This is a genomic window from Streptosporangiales bacterium (assembly GCA_009379955.1).
GTDB lineage: Bacteria > Actinomycetota > Actinomycetes > Streptosporangiales > WHST01 > WHST01.
Map to the genome: position 1 here is coordinate 1 of WHST01000103.1, position 23,704 is coordinate 23,704.

A 23,704-nucleotide genomic window follows, 5' to 3' on the forward strand; every position below is an offset into this window, starting at 1 on the left:
CGCCGCCGGCTCCTGCGCCGCCGCCGGCCGACCCGGCTCCCGCAGCGCCGGCTCCGCCGCCACCGGCTCCTGAGCCCGCACCTGCGGCTCCGGCTCCGCCGCCACCGGCACCTGAGCCGCCGCCACCGGCACCTGAGCCGCCGCCACCGGCTCCGGAACCGCCGCCACCGGCTCCGGAACCGCCGCCACCGCCGGCGTGACGAAGGACGCGGGCCCCCGCTCGACCTGAGCGGGGGCCCGCACCGGTGTCTGACGCCACCTCCACAACCGCACCCGTGAGGGGCACCCCGACCGGGTCAGAGCACGGTGGGGGTGCCCCTCACGGTGGTGACGACCCACGCCGCTCGCGCTCGTCGACGGTTAGTTGGTGGAGCCGAGGGCCTGTCCGTACCGGTTGCCCGCGGCGGGTGAGCCGGCGACCCAGTTCACCGGGGTGACGCCCCGGCCGGGCAGGCCGGACAGGACGGTACCGGCGCCGGCGTTCTCACCGGGGACGCCGATCAGCGGTGCGTCGAGCCAGACGTCGTCCTCGTCTCCGGTGAACGGCACGCGGACGTTGCCGATGGTCTGGCCGAACCGGTCGCCCGCCTCGACCCCACCCGGGATGCCGGTGGTCGCCTGGGTCCAGGCGCGTTCACCACGCAACGCGCTGACCGAGCCCGCGTCCCTGACCGTGCCGATGTCCTCGCCGGGAACCCCCACGAGGAAGTCGGCCGCACCCCAGGTGCCGAGCGAGGAGCCGAACGCGTCACCCGCCTCGGCGGCGCCGGCGACTCCAGCGGTGTCCTGGTTGAAGCCCTTCGTCTCGCCCAGCGCGAAGGTGCCGTCGAACCAGAAGACGATGACCGAACCCGCACCCTTGGCGCTGCCGATGGCCTCGCCGGGCGCACCGGCGAGGACGTTGTGGCCGCCGCCGTTGTGGCTCGTCTCCGTGGCCGAGTAGAGCGTGGCCCCGAAGCTGTCGCCGGCCTCGGGAGTGCCGGGGACGCCCGCGGTGTTTTGGGTCACGAACGTCTCAGTCGCTCCCGGACTCGGGTCCCAGTCGAGGACGCCGCCGGAGGAGTTGTTCTCGCCCGGCACGCCGATGAAGACGTCCGCACCGGAGACGGCGAGAGCAGCACCGAACCTGTCGTTGGTCTCCGACGCGCCGGGCACGCCCGCGACGTTCTGCGTCACGAGCTGGCCCTCCTCCACGATCGGCACCTGGCTGCTGCCCAGGACGAGCTCGGCGACCGCGCCCGCGTCCGCCTGTCCCGCGAGGTCGTATCCGGGGACGCCGACGTACAGCGGGCGGACGACGGAGCCGACGATGTCGGGCTCGTGGAACGGTGAGGCGAGATCCGAGCCGAAGCCCGCGCCCACCTGCGGCTGCCCGGGCACCGCCTGCGCACCCTGCCGGAACTCGTGGAAGAGCGTGAACTCGCCCTGGTCCGCGTCCCAGTCGTACACGAAGATCGCGCCGGCGTCGTTCAGGGTGCCGACGTCACGGCCGGGTGCGCCGACGACGAGTCGGCTGCAGGTGCCGCGCTCGATGTCGCTGCCCTCGTACGAGGCGACCTCCGCCAGCGCGGTGCCGAAACGGTCGCCCGCCTCGCCCTGCGGCGGAACGAGCCGGTGGATCGCGGTGCCGCTACCGTCGCTGACTCGGACCTCCACCGCGCCCGTCCCGCCCGCGGCGCCCGGCATGCCGACGGCGACGTCGACCCGGCCGTCGAGGTTGAAGTCGTTGCTCCCCGTCATGCACTCGGGCTCGGCGCTCGCCGGTGGCGCGTCGATGGCCCAGGCCAGTCCGGTGACGGCGATCGCGAGGACCGCGAGTCCTGTCCGCAGAACCTGTCTCCTCATGGTTCCTCCTTGGCTTCCCCCGGCCGAGGCACCGTGTGGGGTAAGCGACTCCCGAGGAGGACGCGAGGTTGGCAGCCGAGCGGGACCGTTACCCGACGGCGTGCACGTTGCCGAGCCGGTCGAGGACGCCGGCCGGTCCGGTGCGCAGGTACCACTCCATCTGGTACGCGTCGTCGAACGCCGGATGCGCGACGGCGTCCGGGCGCACCTGGCTGGCGTGCGCCGCGATGGCCGCACGCTTGACCGCGAGTTCGTGCGGCGTCCCGCCGACGGCGAGCCCGATCTCTGCGGTGACGTGGCCGAAGGCCGCAGCGGTCGCGCGCGACGCGGCATGGATCAGGTGGGCGTCGGGCCCGGCGAAGTGCAGGTGCTCGCGGTCGACGGTGCTCTCGTACGCGGGCACGCCGGCGAGCTCGGCCGCCAGGGCACCGATGCGGTGGACGGCGACGTGGTCGGGGTGACCGTAGATGCCACGCGGGTCGTAGTGCACGACCGCCTCGGCCCGCTCGTCGACGGCGAGGTCGGCGAGCAGCCGCGCGGCGACCGGCACGTCCGCCCGGCTGAGTGCGCCGGGGTCGGCGCCGTCGGGGCCCTGGGCGAGGCCGGAGTCGCGGTGGTCGAGGAGTACGAGCCGCTCCACGCCGAGCAGCTCAGCCGCTCGCTCGAGCTCGGCGATCCGGCGCTGTGCGACGGTCTCGTCCGGGCGGAGGGGGACGAGCACCTCGCCGAGCTCGCCGGCGGTGGCGGTCACCAGCACCACGCGGACACCGGCGTCGGCCAGCCGTCGGATGGTGATGCCGGTGAAGATCGCCTCGTCGTCGGGATGCGCGTGGAGGACCACGATGGTCCTTCCACGCAGATCGGTCGTCGTGTCAGGTGCCGCGGGTGCGGGGAAGAAGAGGGTCATCGTCGTCGCATTCGAGGATCGAGGCCGAGGGGCCGTGCCGCGACGTGCGCGGCGGAACGGGACCGGGACAGTCAGCGACGACAACACAGGCACGCGACGAGACGCGGCGCCATGGGCGCGGCGTGGGTCGTCTGCATGCCGGTCACGCAACGTATTGAAGCACACGACGCGGCTGCATGGAGCCGCCGGTGCGTCATCGGGGTGGAGCCCCGTTCCCGTTCACCGACTCCTCGTGCTGGACGGCGATCCTGTCGTCGACCTCGGTGCGGTACGCCACGTAGTAGCGCAGGGCCGCGCGTACCTGCCGCGCCGTCAGGGCGAGCGCCTCGGCGGTGTCGTGGACGAGCGTCTCGTCGTCCTCGTCGCCGGCGCGCGTGCCGCCCAGTGTTGACTGCCTCCGGCTATCTCGCGACAGCGCGGCGAACGTGTCGACGACCTCCCAGACGTCGGGGCCGCCGAGCAGCAGGGCACGCCGGCCGGTGGGCGCGTTCCTGAAGGCGATGCCCGGATGCTCGAACGCGCGCAGCGCCTCGTCGACGAACACGTTGGTCATCGAGGTGACCGAGGTGCCCGGATGGCTCCGGACGTAACGGTCGAGGCGGGCGCACACCCCGTCGTCGAGTCGTACGGACCGGAACGTGTCGGCCCGATCCCGGTGGTCGCCCGTCGCAGGGCGAGCTGTCGTCCCTGTCATGTCCGTAGTGTGCCGCCGCAGCACCGATGAGGCGGCGCGTTGTCCACAGCCCCCTACGGCCCGGCGAGGAGGGCGTCGACGGCGAGCGTCGCCGGCGTGCCGTCCGCGGGCTGGAGCGTGACCTCGCGGCCGGTCAGGTCGACGACCGCGGTGCACAGGGTGCGGCCGCGGCCGTTGTCCGGCTGGTTCACGCCGTCGGGCAGGCAGGTGTTGGCGAGGATGTCGAGGAGCCAGGCGGTGTCCGGACCCGTGGCCGGGGGAGCGAGGGCGTCGAGCACCTTGCCGCGGTCGAGGCTGTTCTGCGCCGCATAGGTCTGCGCGGTGTCGACGTACCTCACGTGGTTGGTGTGCCACAGCAGTTGGTCCCGCGCCGCGTACACCGCCGCCGTACGGCCCGCCGCGGCCTCGACGGTCGCCACGCGGCCGGTGCCGAGCTCGCCGATCGTGTACGCGAAGCCGCCGGCGCTCGGATTGTCCGCGAGGTACGCGACGGCCTGGTCGAGGCCCGTGCAGCGCTGCAGCGACCTGGCGACGAAGTGGCGCCCTGGTGCGGCGCCCGGCCAGTCGGCCATCAGGTGGTCGATGCCCCAGGTGAGCCCATGGCCGGTGACGACGAAGCTGTTGGACGGGAGGAAACCCGGGTACCACTCCACGGCGACCGGCGGGTCACCGTCGACGTGCAGGCTCAGGATCGTCAGCGCGGTCTCGGTGCCGCCGTCCTCGTTGTGCGCGACGAACGAGCGCGTGCCGCGCCAGCCCAGGTCGGAGCAGCCGGTGCCGTCCGGCCTGCCGAGATCGCCGCGCAGGTTGGCGAGCAGCACGACGGCGGCGTCGACGCCGGCGCCCTCGGCGAGTGCCGTCGCCTCGGCGACGGCCGCGGGGTGGCGCTCGCGGGTGGCGGCGAGGACGCGGTCGCGGCGGTCGGTTTGCGACTCCGCGAGACCGCCCAGCCAGCCGCCGGACGCCGCCACGACGTCGAGGACCGTACGGATGTCGTCACGCGCCGCGGCGCCGAGCGCGCGGAAGGCCGCGTCGCGTTCCCCGGTCACTCGCAGCCAGTGGAGTCCCGCGAGCTCTCCCTCGTCGACGCGTGCTCGCGCTGGCATATCGTCGCTCCTGTCGTCCCGTCTGGCGACAGCCTATGAGGAGGAACCCGTGGCAGCGCATTCCGCGACGCTCGCGATCAACGAGCGCATCCAGGCCCGCCGTGCCCGCGGCGAGAAGGTCCTCCACCTCGGCTTCGGCGAGGCGGGACTGCCCGTCCTGCCGGCGGTGGCCGACGTCCTGTCCAGCGCGGTCGCGGGCAACGCCTACGGTCCCGTCGTCGGCTCCCTCGCGGCACGCGACGCCGCGGCGGGCTACTTCACCAGGCGCGGCCTCGCCACGCACGCCGACCAGATCGTCCTCGCGCCCGGGAGCAAGGCACTGCTGTACGCCCTCCTCACCGTCCTGCGCGGCGACGTGGTGTTGCCGGTGCCCTCGTGGGTGACGTACGCCGCGCAGGCCGCACTCGCCGGCAAGAGAGTGATCGACGTGCCCGTGCCACCCGAGGCCGGTGGCGTGCCCGACCCCGACCGGCTCGACGAGGTGCTGCGCACGGCACGCGCCGTCGGCGCGGAGCCCGGCATCCTGGTGCTGACGCTGCCCGACAACCCAACAGGCACCCTCGCCGGCGCCGACCTGGTCCGCCGGGTGTGCGAGGTCGCCGAGCGCAACGGCCTGGTCGTCGTCTCCGACGAGATCTACCGTGACCTGACGTACGCGCCCGAGACGTTCGCCGGCCCGGCGACATTCCTGCCCGACCGCACGTTCGTCACGAGTGGGCTGAGCAAGAGCATGGCGCTCGGCGGTTGGCGGATCGGCTTCAGCCGCGTGCCCGCGACCGATTGGGGCGCCGAGGTACGCGACGAGATCGTCGGTGTCGCCAGCGAGGTCTGGTCGAGCCTGGCGACCCCGATGCAGGACGCCGCCGCGTACGTGCTCGGCGAACCCGCCGAGGTCACCGCGCACGTCGCCGCCAGCAGGCGGCTGCACCAGCGCGTCTCCGTCGCCGTCCACGAGACGTTCACCGCCGCCGGTGCCGTGTGCCGTCCGCCGCAGGGGTGCTTCTACGTCTACCCCGACCTCGAGGTCGTCCGTCCGGTGCTCGCGGCCAGGGGCGTCGACACCGGCGCGCGGCTGGCCGAGCACCTCCTCGACACCCACGCCGTGGGCGTCCTCGCGGGCGAGGCGTTCGGCGATGACCCACGGGCGTTCCGCTTCCGGGTCGCGACGAGCCTCCTGTACGGCGAGGGCGACCAGCGGTGGGACGCGTTGAACGCCGACGACCCGGTGTCGCTCCCGTGGATCGCGGCGGCGCTCGCCGACCTCGACGCGGCACTGCGGGCCGTGACGTCCGGCTGACCGACTTGACGTTCGATACCACCTAGGGGTATGTAAATCAGATGGACACCTCGCAGCCGGGCTATCACGACACCAAGGCCGACCACCTCAAGCGGCTGCGCCGCATCGAGGGCCAGGTCCGTGGCCTGCAGCGGATGGTCGAGTCCGACACCTACTGCATCGACGTCCTCACCCAGGTGTCCGCGGCGACCCGCGCGCTGGAGTCCGTGGCGCTCGGCCTGCTCGACGAGCACCTCGCCCACTGCGTCGCCGACGCGGTCGCGAAGGGCGGCGACGACGCCGAGGCGAAGGTGAAGGAGGCGTCCGCGGCCATCGCCCGTCTCGTGCGCTCATGAGCCGTTCGCGCCGGCGACGAGCGCGTCGCCGAGCGGCGTGCGCCGGTAGAGCACGGCGCGGCCCTGCCGCGTCCCGGTGACGAGGCCCGTCGCGGCCGCCGGGGTGGTCGCCCTCGTTGCCGCGCTGCTCGTCGGAGCCGCGAGGCGAGCGGCCGGTTGAGCACCCCGGGTCAGGCGTCGAGTGCGCGGGTCAGCAGCGCGTCGACGGCCGCGTCGCCGGTCGGCGGCGACAGGCGCGTCGGCGCGCCTGTCGCGAGCAGCGCCGCCACCGTCCCCGGGTAGTCGCCGTCGTCGGCACGGTTGTTGCGCAGCCCCCAGATCGCGCAGTCGAGCGGGGTGGGCTGCTCGTCGTCGAACGCGACGTCGTGCACGTCGGCACCCCGCGCGATCAACAGCCCGACGGTCTCGGTCCTCCCGTGCATCGCCGCCTGGTCGAGCGGGGTGAAGTTGCTCCACCCCCTGGTGTCGACGACCATGCCGGCGTCGAGCAGCGATGCCACGACGTCCGTACGTCCGAGCAGCGCGAACTGGCCGAGGATCCAGCCGTAGTCGTCGCGCGACGCGGTGCCCTTCACAGGCGGCGGGCTCGCCGGCAGGTCCGCCGACTCGCCGCGTGCGACGGCGAGCACCGCGGCGTCGACCGCGTCGAGCTCCGCAGTCGCGCCACGGGAAGCGAGCAGGTCGTACGCGGCGAGGTGCCCGCAGCGGGCGGCGAGGGCGAGCGGCCGGCGGCCGACGTCCCAGCGGTCCCAGGGCAGGTTCACGTCCGCGCCCGCGTCGAGCAGCATGATGAGGATCGGCAGTCCGCGGCCGCGGCTGACCGCGTGGTGGAGGCAGCGCTCCGTGTCGACGTCGACCCCGCGGTCGAGGAACCACCGCAGGCCGGCGGCGTCCTCGAAGTCGAGCTTGTGGTTGACGAGACGCTCGAAGCCGGGCGCGGCGAGCAGGCCGAGGAACGCGGTGTCGCTCTGCTCGCAGGCATGGTAGAACGCGTCCTCGTCCCTCGTCGCCCCGCGGTCGACGAGCAGCCGGGCCAGCGCGAGGTCGCTGCGCTCGACCGCGTCGAACAGCGCGGACATCCGGCCCTCGCCGCCCCACTCGACGGAGTGGGAGTCGGGATCGGCGCCGGCGTCGAGCAGCAGTGCGGCGCAGCGGCGGACGTCGGCCGGCGTGCCGAGCGTGCGGCGAAGCAGCACCAGCAACGGCGGCAGCCCGTCGATCTCGCGGGACGCGGCGGCGGGGTCCGAGTCGAGCAGGTCCGCGAGCGCGGCCGGGTCGGCGAGGACGAGGGCGCGTTCGACGCCCTCGAGCCGGACGGACTGCACGTGGTGGACGAGCCTCGGCCAGCTGGCGAAGCCGTACTCGCGGGCGACCTGGTGCTGGGCCTGCGCGAGGCCGACCGACTGCGTGCGGCGCCGCGCCTTGGCCCGCTTGCGCAGGTGCTCGAGCGAGGGGCGGTCGGGAAGGGTGGGCATGGCGGACCTCCTGCTGCCCGTGTCCGCGTCACCGGGCCGAGGTACGCCTGCGGCAGGGTGTCGTACGGCCGGTGGGATGGTCCCTTCCCCGCGGACAGGACGCGCCCGGCTGGCGCGGAGTCCGAGCATACCGCTCCCGAACCGGATGGACGATGGACGTAATTACGTAGTAGCGTAAAAACGTGGCCAAGGAGACGACGTCCGAACGACTCGGCGCGATCGAGCGCAGGCTCGACCTGCTGGAGGGCCGGCGCGCGGCGCCCGCCGAGGTCTCGGCGGACGACCAGTTCTGGGCGCTCAACACGCTCAAGGGCCTGGTCGAGGAGCCGGGCGCGTTGCTGTTCACCGGCACGGTGACGCCGGCCGAGGGCGAGCACTTCGACTGGCAGGAGGGGAAGCTCCTCGACCAGCTGCTCGCGCAGGACTGGTCGGAGCTCGCCGCGAGCCTCGCGGCGCTGGCGCATCCGGTGCGGCTGTCCCTCGTCCAGGACGTGCTCACGGGTAAGCGGACCGCGAGCGAGCTGTCGGCCGACGAACGCTTCGGCACGTCGGGCCAGCTCTACCACCACCTGCGGCAGCTCGTCTCCGCCGGCTGGTTGAAGTCCACCGGGCGTGGCCACTACTCGGTACCGCCGCAGCGGGTGGTGCCGCTGCTCGTGATCCTGATGGGGGCAGACCGTTGAGGTTCCGTTCACTACCCGACACCCGGGCGCGTGCCGGCTGGTTCGCCGGCGCGGTCGTGCTGGCGCTCGGCGCAGGCGTCCTGTCGGCGCCGTGGCCGGCGCATCTCGGCGACAGTACGACGGGCGACAAGGCACTGGCGGCCGAGGTACGTGAGGCGACCGACGGCGTCGAGCGGATGGGCATGTCCGTCGCGCTGCTGGAGAACGGTCGGGTGCGCAGGGCCGGTCTCGGCGACACCGGCACCGGTGCCGCAGTCACCTCGCGCACGCCGTTCGAGATCGGCTCGGTCACCAAGACGCTGACCGCGTCGGTCTTCGCCGACATGGTCGAGGACGGCGTCGTGAAACCCGATGACAAGGTGCGCGACGTCCTCCCCGACCGGGAGTGGAAGCGCGGCAGCGTCGGCGACGTCACGCTGGCCGAGCTCGCGAGCCAGCGGTCCGGCCTGCCGGTCATGCCGCTCGTGCCCAAGACCTTCGCGAACCTGCTCACCTATCCCGTCTTCGGCGTCGACATCAGGTCCGCCGCCGACGCCGAGGAGCTCATCGACTCGGCGGCGACGTCGCCGCGGCCCACGCCGGGCGAGTACGCGTACTCCAACCTCGGGTTCGCGTTCCTCGGCCAGGTGCTGGCCGGGAAGGCCGGCGTGCCGTACACCGAGCTGCTGCGTGAGAGGTTGCTCGACCCGGTCGGCCTGCAGGAGACCACTGTCCCGCGGAGCAGGGTCGAGATCCCAGCGGGCGCCGCGGAGGGCCACGACGGGATCGGCCGGCACGTGCAGCCGTGGATCGGCATCGGCAGCGCACCCGCGGGTGCGGGCGTGTGGTCGACGGCGGACGACATGGCGACGTACGTCGACGCCGTGATGCGCGGGACGGCGCCGGGCTCCGACGCGACGAAGCCGCGCTACCCGGCGGGCGAGAGCAGGATCGGCTACGCGTGGATGACCAGTGCGAAGAAGGGCGGCGGGTCGATCGTCTGGCACAACGGCGAGTCGGGTGGCTGCTCGACGTTCGTCGGGTTCGACCGCGCGAGCGAGCGGACCGTCGTCGTGCTGAGCAACACCACGGCCGACGTCGACGCCGTCGGCGTCGAGCTGCTCACCGGCATCGACGAGTCCGACGAGGAGCGGTCGGCGTCACCGCTCGCGGCAGGGATCGGCCTGCTGTTCCCGCCGCTCGCCGGTGCGGCACTCCTCGTCGCGGCTCTCGGCGGCGTCCGCCCGAGCAGGCGCCGCGAGCCCAGCCGTGCGCGCATCGTCAGCGCGGCCGGATCCGGCCTGTTCCTCTTCGCCGTGACGTACGCGGGCGCGGCCGTCGGTGCGCTGTCGATCGCCGGCTGGCTGGTCGGCAGCGCCCTGGTCGGAGCGGGTGTCTTCGTCGCGGCCGTGCGCTGGCGGAGGCTGCGCTGGGTCGACGAGAAGTACCGCGTGTTCCGGTGGGTCGACGCCGCGTTCTGGGCCGTCGTCGGACTGGTCTTCGCGATCGGCGCCGCCGGCTGACCGCTAGCGGGCGGGCGTCGTCCGGTGCACCGGACGGGCGAGTCCGCCCGTCGCGATCTGCGCGTTGTCGAGCGCCTCGCGGAGCTTGTCGGCGGCGACCGCCGCCTCGCTGAGCCACATGTGCGAGGTACCCACGGCCGCGCCGGCGTCGCCCGCGAACGGGCCCTCGAGGGATTCGAGCCGCTGCGCGGTGTCCTCGCGGCGCAGGTACCTGTCGACCTGGGTCAGCACGGGGTCGAGGTCGCGCGCCAGGTGCGCGAGGTGGCCGAGCACCTCCGCCGCCTGCGCGGGTGACCGGAGGCCGGCATACCCGTACGCTCCTCCGCCGCCCGACCGGGCGATACTGAGGATCTCGTCGTGAGCGGCACGGGCCGCGGCCGCGGGTGGTGTCGTCGCCGGTCGCCAGTCGGTCGAGCCGGTCGCGGAGTCACGCTTGCGTAGCCATGGAAGTCGCACACCTCGATGCTCCGCGATGACGCGGGCAGTGCCCAGTGCGGTTGCGGCTAGTGCAACAGCTGGTTGTCATAGAGGTCTCCTAATGGTGAGCATGGCGACCTTACTCGAATGACAAGGGGACGGCTCATGACGGACAGCGAGAAGACGTCGGCCGCCCGCCTGATGGCGACTCTCGAGGCACTGGCCGACCCCCGGTGGAGCGGCCGCGACGGTGTCGGAGTGTCCGAGCTCGCACGTCGCCTGCATCGGGACAAGTCCATCGTGTCCAGGCAGCTCCGCTCGCTCGTCGACGTCGGCCTGGTCGACCGGCTGCCCGACGGGCAGCACCGGCTCGGGTGGCGCCTGTTCGCGCTCGCCGCGGGCGCGGGGGACCAGCGCGTGCGCGAGATGGCCCCGCCGGTCATGCGCCGGCTGGTCGACGTCGTCGAGGAACGCGTCCACCTCACCGTCCTGCGGGGTCGCGAGGCACTCACCGTCCACTGCGAGAGCCCGCAGCGCGGTGTCGAGCCGGTGTGGTGGGTCGGCCGCACGTCTCCGTTGCACTGCACCGCGACCGGACGCGTCCTGATGTTCGACTACTCCGACGACGACGTGCGCGAGGCGCTGGCGTACGCGTCCTTCGACGGCCTAGGCCCCAACGCGCCGGCCGACGTCGACGACCTGCTGCGCAGGCTCCACCGTGCCAGGCAGCGCGGATTCGCGTTCGTCGACCGCGAGTCCGACTCCGACTCGGTCGCCGCCGCCGCGCCCGTACGTGACCACGGCGGCGGCATCGTCGCGGCGATCAACATCTCCGCGCCGTCGTACCGGCTGCGCGGCAGGCTCACCTGGGCGGGCCAGCAGGTCGCGGCGGCAGCGGCGCACCTGAGTCGCTGCCTCGCCACCGGCCCGCCACCGAGCAGGCCGCAGGCGGGCAGGAAGCGGGTCGCTGGGGCGTCCGCCGTGTCGGCCTCGAGCTGGTGACCGACCCCCACGACGGGCTCCCGCCCGGTGGGTTCACGCTGGGCGATCCGCAGTGGGAGCCGTGGCACCCACGCGAGGTGACCGACCGCCTCGCCGGCCTGCGTGCGCCGTGGTGCGTCGTCGCGGGCTGGGCCGTCGACCTCTTCCTCGGCGAGCAGACCCGCGCCCACGACGACGTCGAGATCGCGGTGCCAGGGACCGGCTTCGCCGAGGTCAGGCAGGCGCTGTCGGGGTACGAGTTCGACGTCGTCGGCGCCGGGCGTCGGTGGCCGCCGGAGAGCCCGGCGTTCGATCTCCTCCACCAGACCTGGCTGCGGGATCCGTCGACGGGCGTCTATCACCTCGACGTGTTCCGCGAACCGCACGACGGCGACACCTGGATCTGCCGCCGCGACGAGACCATCCGCATGCCGTACGCGCGGCTCGTGCGGCACACCGGCGACGGCATCCCCTACCTGCGGCCCGAGGTCGTCCTGCTGTTCAAGGCGAAGTGGACGCGGGACAAGGACGAGGCGGACTTCGCACGGGTGCTGCCGTCGCTCGACACCGACGCCGGCGACTGGCTCGCGGACGCGCTCGGCCGGGTCGACCACGACCACGGTTGGCTGGCCAGGATCTCGACGTCCGGGCGAGAGCTCCCGACGCGTGGGTCAGTCGTCGTCGAGCAGGTGGTCGCGCACCCGGCGTAGGTGCGTACGCATCGCGTCGGCGCAGCCGCGCGCGTCGCGTTCGGCGAGGAGTGCGGCGATCTCGCGGTGGTCGTGCCGGTACTCGTCGCGACGGGCCGTCGAGTAGCTGCGCCGCTTCAGGGTGCCCCACAGCGGCTGTTCCTGGCGTGCCGCGTTGATCATGTCGTACGAGCGCGCCAGCAGGGTGTTGTGCGTCGCCGCGGCGATGGCCCGGTGGAACGCCGCGTCCCAGACCTCGAAGTCGTCGTGGCTCTCGGCACGGTCACCGCCCGACGCGCAGCGCTTGATCTCGGTGACGTCGGCGCTCGTCGCGGCCTTCGCCGCCAGCGAGACGAGCAGCGGCTCGAGCACCAGGCGCGCCTCCATGATCTCGGCGGGGCTGGTGGCGTCGACGGGAGGCAGCTCGCGACCGTCGCCGGCCGGCGGTGACGCGACGAAGGTGCCGCGTCCGACGTGCCGGACGATCCGCCCCGCGGCCTCCAGGCGCTCCAGCGCGCGGCGCACCGTCGTGCGGTTCTGACCGGACCTGGCGACGAGCTCGCGCTCGGTCGGCAGGCGCTCTCCGACGGCGAGTCCCTGCGCACTGATCTCGGCCTCGACGAGCTCCACGACGTGTCGCTCGCCGCCGAGGGGCGCGTCGTGTGGTGCCGTCCCGAGTCGTCCGACCATTGCGACCAATGATACGGACGGCCGCGCGTGACACGTCGACGGTGCGACGGCATTGACGCCGCCACGGGCCCGGCGCTACCGTCGATCAATCGGATCGATCACAACCAATAGGTAGCGGAATCGTCCAGCCACGCGGGAGGCCTGCGATGAGGCTCGTCACCTACCTCGGCGAGGGCGGCGAACGCCCGGGTGTCGTCGACGCGGGGAGCGGGACGGTCCGCCCCGTGACGGCGGCGGTCGACGGTGGCGCGGTCGACGTCCTCGGCATCGTCGAGCGCTGGGACGATGTCGGCGCACGGCTCACCCTCGGCGACGCCGTACCGCTCGGCGAGGTGACGCTGCTTGCGCCCTTCCGTCCGCCGCGCGACGTCATGTGCGTCGGCAAGAACTACCGCGACCACTCGGGCGAGTTCGCGCGGAGCGGGTTCGACGCCACGGGCAAGGGTCCCGCGGACGAGATCCCCGAGCACCCCATCGTCTTCACCAAGTCCGCGGGCAGCGTCGTCGGCACCGGCACGGCGATCGAGCCGCACCCCGGGCTGACCACGGCACTCGACTACGAGATCGAGCTCGCCGTGATCATCGGGAGGGGCGGCCGCGGCATCACCGCGGAGCGGGTCGGCGAGCACGTCTGGGGCTACACGATCGTGAACGACGTGACCGCGCGCGACCTGCAGCGCGCCCATCGCCAGTGGTTCATCGGCAAGTCCCTCGACACCTTCTGCCCCATGGGTCCGTGGGCCGTCTCCGCCGACGAGGTCGACGTCATGGACCTCACCGTCACATGCCGGGTCAACGGCGAGGTGCGGCAGCAGGGCAACACCCGCGACCTCATCTTCGACGTGCCCACGCTCGTCTCGACGATCTCGGCGGGCATCACGCTGCGTCCGGGGGACGTGATCGCCACGGGCACCCCCGCCGGCGTCGGCATCGGCTTCGACCCGCCTCGGTTCCTGTCACCAGGAGACGTCGTCGAGGCGGAGATCACCGGGCTGGGGACGCTCACCAATCGGGTTGCCGACGTCTCCTGACACCCCTCCGCGATGAAGCGAGGAGCTCATGTCCGACCCCACGAAGAAGGATCAGGCCGCCACCACGGAGGCCGAGCCGCGCAGGCGCTTCGGCGGCCGGTTGCGGACCATGGGTCCCGGCCTCATCGTCATGGCGGCCTTCATGGGCCCGGGGTCGGTGACGACGGCGAGCGTGGCCGGAGCCAGCTACGGCTTCGTCGTGCTGTGGTCGGTGGTGTTCGCGACCGTCGCCACGATCATCCTGCAGGAGATGACGGCACGCCTCGGGATCGTGAGCCGGATGGGTCTGGGCGACGCCCTGCGCCGGGCGTTCGCCAACCCGGTCTGGAAGGTCGTCGTCGCACTCCTCGTCCTCCTCGCCATCGCGGTGGGCGGCTTCTCGTTCGAGACGGGCAACGTCACCGGCACGTCGCAGGGCCTCACGATCGTCACCGGGATTCCCGACACGGTCACCGCGCTGATCGCCGGCGCGGTGGTGTTCGCCCTGCTCTTCATCGGCAGGTACAAGATCATCGAACGTACCCTCGTGGTCCTGGTCGCGCTGATGAGCGCGGTCTTCCTGATCACGGCGGTCATCGTCAAGCCCGATCTCGGCGCGCTCCTGCGCGGCCTCGTCGTGCCGACCGTGCCCGCGGGCTCCCTGATCGTCCTCGTGGGTCTCATCGGCAGCACCGTGGTGCCGTACAACCTGTTCCTGCACTCCGCGTCGGTGCAGGAGAAATGGTCGGAGTCGATACCCACCAGGCAGGCGCTGTCCGAGTCGAGGACCGACACCGCGGTGTCGATCAGCCTGGGTGGTCTCATCACGGTCGCGATCCTGGCGACGGGAGCCTCCGCGTTCTTCGCCAAGGGTGACACCGTCGAGGACGCGGTCGACATGGCCAGGCAGCTCGAGCCGATCCTCGGCTCCGGCGCGGAGCTCCTCTTCGGCCTCGGCTTCATGGCGGCCGGTCTGACGAGCGCGATCACCGCGCCGCTGGGTGCCGCCTACGCCGTCTGCGGCGTGCTCGGCTGGGGGCGGGACCTGCGGAGCTGGCGGTTCCGCGCGGTCTGGATGACCGTCGTGGTGGTCGGCACGCTCTTCACCATCCTCGGCACGAAGCCGGTGGCCGTCATCCTCATCACGCAGTACGCCGCGGGACTCACCCTGCCGGTGCTCGCGGTGTTCCTCATCATCGTGATGAACAGGCGCGACGTCCTGCGCGAGCACACCAACGGCCCGCTGCCGAACGTCCTCGGTGTCCTGGTGGTCCTCGGCGTCGTGGTGCTGGGCGCCCTACAGCTGCTGGGGATCGCCTGACTCATCCCCGACGGCTCGGACGCTCCAGGTAGGTCGGGTCGGGAGGGGCGAAGCCGAAGCGCCCGTAGAGCTCGTGGGCGTCGGAGGTGTGCAGCATCCAGCGGAAGTCCGCGCCCGGACCGTCGTCGACCATCACCTGGACGAGCGCCTTGCCCAGGCCGTGTCCCCGCGCGTCCGCGCTGACGTAGAGGTCGGCGAGGTAGGCGAGCGCCACCCCGTCCGAGACGGCGCGGGCGAAGCCGACCATACGCCCCGTCGCCGCCTCGTAGACGCCGACGACCCGCCAGGCGGAGTCGAGCTGCCGCTCGACGTCGTCGCGCCGCCGCCACCGTCCCCAGTACGCCTCACCCGCGAGGAAGGACCACAGTGCATCGCGGTCGACCCGACCGCGGTCGTCGTCGAACTCGAACTCGCCGTGGGCGGTGGCCACCACCGGCTCAGACGAGGACGGGATCGGGCGAGACCCGGTCGGCCTCGCGGACAAGCGTGACGATCATGTCCTCGTGCCCCTGCGGATCACGCTCGCGGTAGGAGGTGAGCACCCCGGCGACCGCCGCGTCGCCGAGGAGGGCGACCAGGGTGTCGTGCTCGACGGTGCGTCCGGCGGCGTACTCGTCGTGGACGTACTGGGCGGTGCGTCGCAGCTCGGGGTGGCCCGTCGACTCGTCCATGAGGATCCTGGCGGCAGCCTTGAGTTCCATGATCGCGAGTTTACGAGGTGGGGGACTGCCGGCTCGTCGAGGCGTCCTTGCCGAGCAGCTTGTCGCGCAGGCCGGTGAGCTCGTGCCGCGCGGTGACGGACCTCTTCTCGTCGACTGCCGCGAGCGCCTGGACGAGGGCGTCGCCGACGATCAACTCGGTGAGCGACTCGCTGGTGATGCCCGTCGTCGTGTTCGGTGCGGCGAGGGCGGCGTCGACCCGGTTCGCCAGCTTCCTCGCGAGCCGGTCGCTGACGAGGATCGTGCCGGCCCCGACCGCGCGGGCCCGGTCGGTGAGCACCTCGAACTCGCGCAGGCGGCGGCTGGGGAAGAACACCACGACGGCGTCGCCCTGGGCGAGCGGGAGGAGGTCGTCGGCGAGCGAGAAGCCCGTGCTCGTGACGATCCGCGAGCGGCGGCCGAGGCGGTTGAGCTTCAGGGCGAACTGGCGTGCGGCCGACTCCGAAGCGCCGACCCCGTAGACGAAGACGTCGTTCGCGGCGGCGAGTATCGACAGCGCCGTGCCGTAGGCGGGCAGGTCGACGAGCGAACGACAGTGCTCCACGCGTTCCAGTGCCTCGTCGAAGACCTGGTCGACTATCGCGCCGATGTCGTCGCCGACGCGCTCGATGCGCTGGCGCAGGCGTACCTCGGGAGCCACGACCGAGGTGAACGTCTCGGCGATCTCCTGCTTGAGCCCGGGCAGCCCCGAGTAGCCGAGGCGCTGCACGGCCCGGATGACGGTCGCGCTGCTCGTGCCGCTGATGTCGCCAAGCTCCTGCGCGCGGGCGTAGAGCAGCTGCTCGGGCGGCGCCTTCAACAGGTGCTGGCAGACCGCGCGTTCGGCGGGGGACAGCTCGTCCCACATCCGGTTGACCGCCGCCTGCAGCGATTCCATCGCCGGGTTGTCCGTCATCCCCACGTCAGCCCCCTTGACTCCACCGTAGTGATTGTTACAGTTCTGTCTGCTGACTGGAAGCGATGTTACAGCGCCATTCCTGAAGGAGACCGGATGAGCCTCCGATCCCTGCCGGCGGTCGAGATCTCGGGCGAGCCGCGCACCCGTGGACGCCAGTACGGTGAGGCGGCGCGCGAGCGGATCCACCGCGCGCACGCGTTCTACGCCGAGGCGTTCCGCGAGTCCACCGGCCTCGCGTGGGACGGCGTCACCGAGCGCGCGAAGCGGTGGGTCGCACCCGCGCGCGCCTTCGCCCCCGACCTCGTCGAGGAGATGGAGGGGATCGCCGACGGTTCAGGGCTCGACTTCCTCGACGTCCTGGCGCTCAACGCCCGTGGCGAGATCATCTACGACAGCACGTTCGCAGGCATGCTCGCCGACGACGACAGGCGGGACGGCTGCACGTCGTTCGCGCTGCTCGACGAGGCCTCGGGCGACGGGCACGTCTACTGCGGCCAGAACTGGGACTGGCGGCACGGTGTGCAGGACACGCTCATGGTGCTGCGCATCGTCCAGCCGCCGAAGCCGACCGTGGTGATGCACGTGGAGGCGGGGCAGGTCGGCCGGCAGGGAGCCAACTCGGCCGGCATCGCGCTCAACGCCAACGGCCTGGGCGGCCGGTTCGACGACGTCGTCGGCGTGCCGCAGACGATGATCCGCCGCCGGGTGCTCGACAGCGCCCGGCTCGACCACGCGCTCGCCGCGTTGGTGAAGTCGAACGGGCACATCGCGAGCAACGCCCTGGTGACGCACAGGGACGGCTTCGCGATCGACATCGAGACGACCCCGGCCGCGCACGGCTGGATGTACCCCACCGACGGCCTGCTCGTGCACGGCAACCACTACGAGGCGTTCCGCCCGACCCAGCTCGCGGACAGGTACCGCCCGGCCTCGGTCGACTCGCTGTACCGCGTGCCGCGTGCGACGGAAGGACTCCGCAGGTGCCGTACGGCGTCGGGCTCGGCGGAGACGCGCAAGCTGATCCACGGGGCGATGACCGATCACCTCGGCTTCCCCGAGTCGCTGTGCACCCACCCCGATCCCGCGCAGCCGCCGCTGAAGCGGTCGGCGACCCTGCTGTCGAACTGCGTCGACCTCACCACGGGCGACTACCTCATCGCCGAGGGCACGCCCTGCGACCACGAGTACGAGTCCGTGCCCTGGAACATCTACGACGGACCCGGCGGTCAGTGATGACCGTCGCCGACCCAGGAAGAACAGGCCAATGATCGTTCGTCTCGTCACGGCCGCCACCCTCGCCGGCGTGGTCGGGCTCGCCGCCGCCTGCTCGGGTGGCGACCAGACCAAGGCTCCGGACGTCACCAAGCTGAAGCTCGTCGACCGCACCGCCAAGGCGAGCGGACCTGTCGACACCGTCACATGGCTGCTCGCCGAGGAGCCGGAGTCGCTCGACCTCGACGGCCGCGGCGGCACCGACGCCGACACGGTGATGAGCAACGTGTGCGAGCGGCTGTTCCAGGTGCAGCCCGACCTCAGCGTGAAGCCACAGCTCGCGGAGAAGGTCGAGGAGCCCGACCCGAAGACGATGGTGCTCACCATCCGCGACGGCGTCACGTTCCACGACGGCTCGAAGCTCACGGCTGACGACGTCGTGTGGAGCCTGCGGCGGCACGCGAAGCCCGGCGCCGACGAGTCGGACGAGTTCGACCAGGTCGACACGATCGAGAAGACCGGCCCGAGCGAGGTGACGGTCAGGTTCAGCAAGGCCAACGCGCTGTTCAAGCTGTCGATGGCAGGCGACGGCGGAATCATCCAGTCGGAGCGCGTCCTGAGACCGCAGGGCAAGGACTACGGCACTCCCGGGTTCGACGACGGCTGCACCGGGCCGTACCAGGTGGAGCGGTGGCGGTCCGGCACCGACCTCACCATCGCGCGGTACGACGCGTACTGGGACAAGGACGTCGAGGCGCTGACGAAGGAGGTCGTGTTCCGCTGGGCAGACGAGAACGCCCTGGTGAACAGTCTGGCCACCGGCGAGGCCGACGGCACCTACCTCGGCTCGCCCGCGGCCGCCACCCCGCTCACCAAGAACGACCAGCTGGCGGTCGTCCACGGCCCGACGACCGAGGCGTTCTCGCTGATCCCCACCGACAACGGCGCGATGAAGGATGAGCGGATCAGGCGGGCGCTCTCGCTCGCCGTCGACCGGGCCGGCATCGTGAAGTCGGGCTTCGGCGGGTTCGCGCAGCCCTGGCGGCTGCCATCGGCGAGGGTGCCTGGGGTTACGAGGAGAAGGCGTTCAAGGCGTCGTACGACGGGCTCGCGGGCATGCCGGCGAGTCCGAGCACGGCGGACCTCGACGAGGCCAAGAAGCTCGTGCAGGAGGCGGGCTCGCCGGCCGAGCCGGTCGTCATCGCGAGCGACGGCGACCAGGCCCGCTCCGTGATCGCCAACGCCGTCCGCGACGCGGCGCAGAAGATCGGTCTGAAGGCGGAGATCAAGACGGTGCCGCCGTCGGAGTTCGGCGCCCTGTTCACCGACGAGAAGTCGCGCGAGGGCATCGACGTCGTCCCGGAGAACTGGTACATCTCCAAGAACGACCCGATCGGGTTCTACGACAACGCCGTGTCCGGCAACGAGAACAACTGGGTGAAGTACAGCGACAAGGAGTACGACCGGCTCGTCGCGAAGGCGTTGGAGACGAGCGACGACGCCGCCCGCGCGAAGCTCGTCGTCTCGATCCAGGAGAAGTTCGCGGCCGACATGGTGTGGGTGCCGCTGGTCCAGGTGCCTACCACGCTCGTCCTCAGCAAGGAGCTGAGCGGGGCGCCCGCGTCGATGTCCTTCCTCTACTACCCGTGGGCAGTGGACGTCGGGAAGGCGTAGCCGGTGGCCCTCCGTTTGGTCCGCAGCCTGGCCGGCACGCTGCTGACGCTGCTGGCCACGTCGTTCGCCATCTTCGGCGCGGTCTACGCCGCGCCGGGCGACCCGGTGGCGTTCCTCGTCGGCGGCCGCGACAACCTGTCCGAGGCGAACATCGCCGCGGTGCGCGCGCAGTACCACCTCGACGACCCGTTCCTCGTCCAGTACGGCCGGTGGCTCTTCGACGCCCTGCAGGGCGACCTCGGCCGGTCGTTCCAGTACGGCGACCAGGTCGCCGACCTGGTGATGGCGCGCCTCCCGACGACGTTGTCGCTCGTGGCGTACGCGTCGATGCTGTCGGTCGTCCTCGGGGTGGCGCTCGGGGCACTGGCCGCCGTCCGCCGTGGCCGGGTCGACGCCGCGGTGGTCGCGGGCACCACGCTCGCTGCCTCGGTGCCGTCGTTCGTGACCGCGATCGTGCTGGTGTCGGCGTTCAGCGTGCAGCTCGGCTGGTTCCCCGTCGCGGGTGCGGGTGAGGGACTCGCCGGCCGGATGTACCACCTCGCGCTGCCCGCGCTCACGCTCGCGCTCGGCTCGCTCGCGGTGCTGAGCCGGGTGACGCGGCAGAGCATGGTGGAGCAGTGGGGACACGACCACGTCGAAGCGGCTCGCGGCACGGGCATGGCCGAGGGCCTCCTGGTCCGCCGGCACGTGTTCCGCAACGCGCTCGGGCCGATCGTCACGATGTGCGGGCTGCTGACGGCGGGCATGCTCGCCGGCACGGTGGTGGTCGAGACCGCGTTCGGCATGAGCGGCATCGGCTCGCTGCTCGTCAACGCCATCAAGACCCAGGACTTCCCCGTCGCACAGGCCGTGCTGCTGCTCATGGTCGTCGCGTACATCGTGGTGACCACCGTCGTCGACCTCGTCCACCCGCTCATCGACCCGCGCGTCAGGACCGAGGGAGGACGCCCATGACCGTCCTCGCCGCCCCGATCGCCAGGCGCGTCTCGCGGCGTCCCTGGCTGTCGTGGCTTGCGCTCGGGTTCCTCGGTCTCGTGGTGCTCGCGGCGCTGCTGGCCCCGCTGGTCGCGCCGTACGAGCCGGACCAGGTCGACCTGAGCGCCCCGCTCGCGCCGCCGACGGCCGAGCACCTGTTCGGCGCCGACCAGTCGGGTCGCGACCTGCTGACCAGGGTCCTTTACGGCGCGCGCACCAGCCTGCTCGGTCCGCTCGCGCTGCTCGCGCTGGCCTCGGTGCTCGGCGTCGCGCTCGGCACCGTCGCCGCCTGGTGCGGCGGCTGGGTCGACGCCGTCGTCTCGCGCCTCACCGACGTCATGTATGCGTTCCCCGGCCTGCTCTTCGTCGTCCTCGTCATCGCGATCTTCGGCGACGGCATGGTCACCGCGGTGGTCGCGCTCGGGCTGGCGTTCGCGCCGACGATCGCGAGGTACACGCGCAGCATCGCGCGGTCCGAGCGCGCCAAGCCGTACGTCGATGCGTACCGGGTCCAGGGTCTCGGCGGCCTCGAGATCTGCGTGCGCTACCTCGTGCCGAACATGGCGCGCGCACTCGTCGGCTACCTCGTCGTGCTGTTCGGCGAGGGACTGATGAGCCTTGCGACCTTGAGCTACCTCGGCTTCGGTGCCCAGCCGCCCAGCTCCGACTGGGGCCTGATGGTGCAGGAGGGACAGGCATCGATCATCCAGGGCGCGTTCCACCCCGCGCTCGTGCCGGGCGTGGCGATCGCGCTCGTCGTGGTGTCGTTCAACGTGGTGGGCGTGCGCATCGCCGACCGGCTCGGTGCCCGATCCGTGGAGGGGCCCTGATGCTCACCGTCAGCGGCCTGAGTGTGCGCCTTCCCGGCGCCGGGCGTCCCGTCCTCGACTCCGTGTCGATGGACGTCGGGCGCGGCGAGGTCGTCGGGCTCGTCGGCGAGTCGGGGTCGGGCAAGTCGACCACGGCGCGTGCGGTGCTGCGGCTGCTGCCAGAGCACGCCGAGACGAGCGGCCGGGTACTCGTCGACGGCGACGACGTCCTGGCGATGGGGCCCGCGCCGCTGCGCGTGCTGCGGGCGTCGCGCGTGTCGATGATCTACCAGGACCCGCGCGCTGCGCTGAACCCCGTCCGCCGCGTCGGCGACCATCTCACCGAGCGGATGACCCGGGTGCTGCGGCGGCCGCGACACGAGGCGTACGCGCGGGCGGTCGAGCTGCTCACCGCCGTTGGGCTGAGCTACCCGGAACGCCGGCTCAGGCAGTTCCCGCACGAGCTGTCCGGCGGGATGCTCCAACGCGTGGTCATCGCGTCGGCGCTGATGGCCGACCCCGACCTCGTCCTCGCGGACGAGCCGACGAGTGCGCTCGACGTCACGACGCAGGCCGAGATCCTCGCGATCATCAGGTCGCTGCAGCACGAGCGCGGCCTCGGGGTCCTGTTCATCACCCACGACCTGCACCTCGCGGCCGCGTACTGCGACCGGGTCTACGTCATGTACGCGGGCAGGATCGTGGAGGAGCAGACCGCCGACCGGCTCTTCGCCGCGCCGCGCCATCCGTACACGGCGGGGCTGCTCGCCTGCGCGCCCGACCTCGGCGATCGCCGTCCGCTCACCCCGATCCCCGGCCGGCCGCCGTCACTCGACGATACGTTCGGCGGCTGCCCGTTCGTCCCCCGCTGTCCTCGTGCCGAGGACGCGTGTGAGCAGTGGCAGCCGGAGCTGCTGCCGATCGACGGCGGCGGGCACGTGGGGTGCCGCCGCGCGGTCGAGCCCGCGGAGGTCGCGTCCGGGGGTGAGCAGCCATGAGCGACCAACCCGTCCTCGAGGTGAGCGACCTGCGCAAGACGTACCGCATCCCCGGCGAGCAGCGCGCCGTGACGGCGGTCGACGACGTCTCGTTCCGCATCCCGCCCGGCGGCACCCTCGGCCTGGTCGGGGAGTCGGGCTCCGGCAAGACGACCATCGCCCGCATGCTCGTCGGCCTGACCACCCCGGACTCCGGCACGATCGCCGTACGCGGCACGGTGCGGCCGCTCCGCGAGCGCGGTCGGGCGGCGCGGATGCGTCGCGCCGCGGAGATCCAGATGGTCTTCCAGGACCCGTACGGATCCCTCGACCCGCGCCTGTCCGCGACCGAGTGCGTGACCCGCGCGATGCGCCGCCACGGCGGCGGAGACCGGGCCAGGGTCACCGCGCTCCTCGACAGCGTCGGGCTCGGCAGCCGCGAGGCACGCGCGCGGCCGCACCAGCTCAGCGGCGGTCAGCGGCAGCGTCTCGCGATCGCACGTGCGCTGGCGGTCAACCCGGCCCTGCTCGTCCTCGACGAGGCGGTGGCCGCGCTCGACGTGTCGGTCCAGGCCCAGATCCTCGAGCTGCTCGCCGACGTCCGCCGCGAGTCGGGCGTCGCGCAGCTCTTCGTCAGCCACGACCTCGCGGTGATCCAGCACGTCGCCGACGAGATCGTGGTCCTGCACCGCGGCGCCGTCGTCGAACGCGGCCGCAGCGACGAGGTCCTCGCGAGGCCCGAGCACCCGTACACCCGCCTGCTGCTGGCATCGGTCCCCCGCCCCGGCTGGGACCCGACCGAGGTTGCCGCCCTCCGCGACCAGCTCACCGCCACCGGTTAGCCCCGTACCGGGTTATCGATTGGCGACTTCGGCCGTGGAGGGACAGACTCCGGCCATGAGTATTCGCATGCAGTGCGTCGTCATCGACTCCGACGACCCGGCGAGCCTCGCCAGGTTCTGGGCGGGTGCCATGACCTGGCGCGTGACCTTCGAGAACGACCACGAGTCCGTCGTCGAGCCGCCCGAGGACAGCGGGCTGTGCGACGTGGTGCCCGACCTGCTCTTCGTCCGCACGCCGGACGAGAAGATGACGAAGAACCGCCTCCACTTCGACCTGCGTCCGGGTGACCAGGACGCCGAGGTCGACCGGTTGCTCGACCTCGGTGCGCAGCGGGTCGACATCGGTCAGGGCGAGTCGCGGTGGGTGGTGCTCGCCGATCCCGAGGGCAACGAGTTCTGCGTGCTCCCGCCGCTGCCGCCGGAGGACGCCGGGTCCTGACGGACGCCGAGCCTGACTACGGCGCGGCACCGGCAAGCAGCGTTCTCACGTCTCGCATGTCGGCAGAACACTAGTAGTACTTTGTTATGTCGAGTCTGCGGGGGTGGGTGGGCGTGGCAGGACGGGTTGCAGGCAGAGACGGCAAGCGCCGGTCCAGACGCCGAGTAGGGCCTGGAGTTCGCGGAGGACGGCGTAAAGAGTCAGGCC

General features: G+C 72.2%; 25 protein-coding genes and 1 pseudogene. 16 read left to right on the forward strand and 10 right to left on the reverse strand.

Translation table 11 applies throughout. The features are described from left to right. A partial coding sequence (locus GEV10_24305; protein MQA81568.1) for an isocitrate dehydrogenase (NADP(+)) occupies window positions 1-200 on the forward strand: 200 nt, incomplete at its 5' end. Between the two features lie 160 nt (window positions 201-360). Here the strand turns inward: GEV10_24305 and GEV10_24310 are convergent. The 4 genes from GEV10_24310 to GEV10_24325 all read right to left on the reverse strand — a co-directional run bounded on the left by GEV10_24310 (window position 361) and on the right by GEV10_24325 (window position 4,552). Beyond that, window positions 361-1,845: a hypothetical protein gene (locus GEV10_24310; GenBank protein MQA81569.1), complete on the reverse strand. Its 1,485-nt coding sequence runs from the start codon at window positions 1,843-1,845 to the stop codon at window positions 361-363. Between the two features lie 88 nt (window positions 1,846-1,933). Further along, the gene (locus GEV10_24315) at window positions 1,934-2,752 is read right to left on the reverse strand and encodes a GlcNAc-PI de-N-acetylase (protein ID MQA81570.1); all 819 of its coding nucleotides are present in this window, start codon (window positions 2,750-2,752) and stop codon (window positions 1,934-1,936) included. Between the two features lie 193 nt (window positions 2,753-2,945). Beyond that, window positions 2,946-3,446, reverse strand: coding sequence for a hypothetical protein (locus GEV10_24320; protein ID MQA81571.1), 501 nt, complete (start codon window positions 3,444-3,446; stop codon window positions 2,946-2,948). A gap of 53 nt (window positions 3,447-3,499) precedes the next feature. Next, the gene (locus tag GEV10_24325; protein MQA81572.1) at window positions 3,500-4,552 is read right to left on the reverse strand and encodes a hypothetical protein; all 1,053 of its coding nucleotides are present in this window, start codon (window positions 4,550-4,552) and stop codon (window positions 3,500-3,502) included. A gap of 49 nt (window positions 4,553-4,601) precedes the next feature. Between GEV10_24325 and GEV10_24330 the strand changes: the two genes are divergently transcribed. Together GEV10_24330 and GEV10_24335 are read left to right on the forward strand one after the other, a co-directional pair. Beyond that, on the forward strand, window positions 4,602-5,849 hold the full coding sequence (locus tag GEV10_24330) for an aminotransferase class I/II-fold pyridoxal phosphate-dependent enzyme (protein MQA81573.1): 1,248 nt from the start codon (window positions 4,602-4,604) through the stop codon (window positions 5,847-5,849). Window positions 5,850-5,890: 41 nt separating this feature from the next. Continuing rightward, window positions 5,891-6,184 carry a metal-sensing transcriptional repressor gene (locus GEV10_24335; GenBank protein ID MQA81574.1) on the forward strand — a complete coding sequence of 98 codons (294 nt, stop codon included), beginning with the start codon at window positions 5,891-5,893 and terminating at the stop codon, window positions 6,182-6,184. 170 nt (window positions 6,185-6,354) lie between these two features. Here the strand turns inward: GEV10_24335 and GEV10_24340 are convergent, their stop codons facing one another. Further along, a complete protein-coding gene (locus tag GEV10_24340; GenBank protein ID MQA81575.1) occupies window positions 6,355-7,659 on the reverse strand; it encodes an ankyrin repeat domain-containing protein in 1,305 nt (434 codons plus the stop codon). Between the two features lie 182 nt (window positions 7,660-7,841). On the opposite strand from GEV10_24340, the gene GEV10_24345 reads away from it, so the two are divergent. Both GEV10_24345 and GEV10_24350 read left to right on the forward strand, forming a co-directional pair. Next, entirely contained in the window at window positions 7,842-8,342 is a 501-nt protein-coding gene (locus GEV10_24345) for a helix-turn-helix domain-containing protein (protein MQA81576.1), read from the forward strand. Continuing rightward, entirely contained in the window at window positions 8,339-9,844 is a 1,506-nt protein-coding gene (locus tag GEV10_24350) for a serine hydrolase (protein MQA81577.1), read from the forward strand. Before GEV10_24345 ends, GEV10_24350 begins: the two co-directional genes overlap by 4 nt. A gap of 3 nt (window positions 9,845-9,847) precedes the next feature. Here the strand turns inward: GEV10_24350 and GEV10_24355 are convergent, their stop codons facing one another. Continuing rightward, window positions 9,848-10,300 (reverse strand): hypothetical protein, encoded by a 453-nt coding sequence (locus GEV10_24355; protein MQA81578.1) that lies wholly within the window; start codon window positions 10,298-10,300, stop codon window positions 9,848-9,850. Between the two features lie 108 nt (window positions 10,301-10,408). On the opposite strand from GEV10_24355, the gene GEV10_24360 reads away from it, so the two are divergent. Next, entirely contained in the window at window positions 10,409-11,263 is an 855-nt protein-coding gene (locus tag GEV10_24360) for a MarR family transcriptional regulator (protein MQA81579.1), read from the forward strand. Then, complete coding sequence (locus GEV10_24365; protein MQA81580.1) at window positions 11,257-11,952, forward strand: hypothetical protein; 696 nt, start codon at window positions 11,257-11,259, stop codon at window positions 11,950-11,952. Before GEV10_24360 ends, GEV10_24365 begins: the two co-directional genes overlap by 7 nt. Here GEV10_24365 and GEV10_24370 read toward each other — a convergent pair. Continuing rightward, entirely contained in the window at window positions 11,914-12,621 is a 708-nt protein-coding gene (locus GEV10_24370) for an FCD domain-containing protein (GenBank protein ID MQA81581.1), read from the reverse strand. The genes GEV10_24365 and GEV10_24370 overlap by 39 nt on opposite strands. A gap of 146 nt (window positions 12,622-12,767) precedes the next feature. Here GEV10_24370 and GEV10_24375 point away from each other — a divergent pair, with 146 nt between their 5' ends. Together GEV10_24375 and GEV10_24380 are read left to right on the forward strand one after the other, a co-directional pair. Further along, a complete protein-coding gene (locus GEV10_24375; protein ID MQA81582.1) occupies window positions 12,768-13,652 on the forward strand; it encodes a hydrolase in 885 nt (294 codons plus the stop codon). A 28-nt stretch (window positions 13,653-13,680) separates the two neighbouring features. Continuing rightward, window positions 13,681-14,952, forward strand: coding sequence for a divalent metal cation transporter (locus tag GEV10_24380; GenBank protein ID MQA81583.1), 1,272 nt, complete (start codon window positions 13,681-13,683; stop codon window positions 14,950-14,952). 1 nt (window position 14,953) lies between these two features. Here the strand turns inward: GEV10_24380 and GEV10_24385 are convergent, their stop codons facing one another. Genes GEV10_24385 through GEV10_24395 form a run of 3 tightly spaced genes read right to left on the reverse strand, consistent with a single transcriptional unit; the run spans window position 14,954 to window position 16,548 of the window. Next, complete coding sequence (locus GEV10_24385) at window positions 14,954-15,382, reverse strand: GNAT family N-acetyltransferase (GenBank protein ID MQA81584.1); 429 nt, start codon at window positions 15,380-15,382, stop codon at window positions 14,954-14,956. A 7-nt stretch (window positions 15,383-15,389) separates the two neighbouring features. Beyond that, window positions 15,390-15,653, reverse strand: a complete 264-nt coding sequence (locus GEV10_24390; GenBank protein MQA81585.1) for a hypothetical protein — start codon at window positions 15,651-15,653, stop codon at window positions 15,390-15,392. A 10-nt stretch (window positions 15,654-15,663) separates the two neighbouring features. Beyond that, window positions 15,664-16,548: an SIS domain-containing protein gene (locus GEV10_24395; protein MQA81586.1), complete on the reverse strand. Its 885-nt coding sequence runs from the start codon at window positions 16,546-16,548 to the stop codon at window positions 15,664-15,666. A gap of 114 nt (window positions 16,549-16,662) precedes the next feature. Here GEV10_24395 and GEV10_24400 point away from each other — a divergent pair, with 114 nt between their 5' ends. From GEV10_24400 to GEV10_24430, 7 genes and pseudogenes are all read left to right on the forward strand, one after another. After that, on the forward strand, window positions 16,663-17,802 hold the full coding sequence (locus tag GEV10_24400; GenBank protein ID MQA81587.1) for an acyl-coenzyme A--6-aminopenicillanic-acid-acyltransferase form: 1,140 nt from the start codon (window positions 16,663-16,665) through the stop codon (window positions 17,800-17,802). Between the two features lie 31 nt (window positions 17,803-17,833). Then, a pseudogene (locus GEV10_24405) lies at window positions 17,834-19,455 on the forward strand (ABC transporter substrate-binding protein). 3 nt (window positions 19,456-19,458) lie between these two features. After that, a complete protein-coding gene (locus tag GEV10_24410) occupies window positions 19,459-20,409 on the forward strand; it encodes an ABC transporter permease subunit (GenBank protein MQA81588.1) in 951 nt (316 codons plus the stop codon). Next, window positions 20,406-21,260 (forward strand): ABC transporter permease subunit, encoded by an 855-nt coding sequence (locus GEV10_24415; GenBank protein ID MQA81589.1) that lies wholly within the window; start codon window positions 20,406-20,408, stop codon window positions 21,258-21,260. Before GEV10_24410 ends, GEV10_24415 begins: the two co-directional genes overlap by 4 nt. Then, window positions 21,260-22,237: an ATP-binding cassette domain-containing protein gene (locus tag GEV10_24420; protein MQA81590.1), complete on the forward strand. Its 978-nt coding sequence runs from the start codon at window positions 21,260-21,262 to the stop codon at window positions 22,235-22,237. The genes GEV10_24415 and GEV10_24420 overlap by 1 nt, the downstream gene beginning before the upstream one ends. Further along, the gene (locus tag GEV10_24425; GenBank protein MQA81591.1) at window positions 22,234-23,058 is read left to right on the forward strand and encodes an ATP-binding cassette domain-containing protein; all 825 of its coding nucleotides are present in this window, start codon (window positions 22,234-22,236) and stop codon (window positions 23,056-23,058) included. The genes GEV10_24420 and GEV10_24425 overlap by 4 nt, the downstream gene beginning before the upstream one ends. 55 nt (window positions 23,059-23,113) lie before the next feature. Then, a complete protein-coding gene (locus tag GEV10_24430) occupies window positions 23,114-23,497 on the forward strand; it encodes a VOC family protein (protein MQA81592.1) in 384 nt (127 codons plus the stop codon). Window positions 23,498-23,704: the final 207 nt, after the last annotated feature.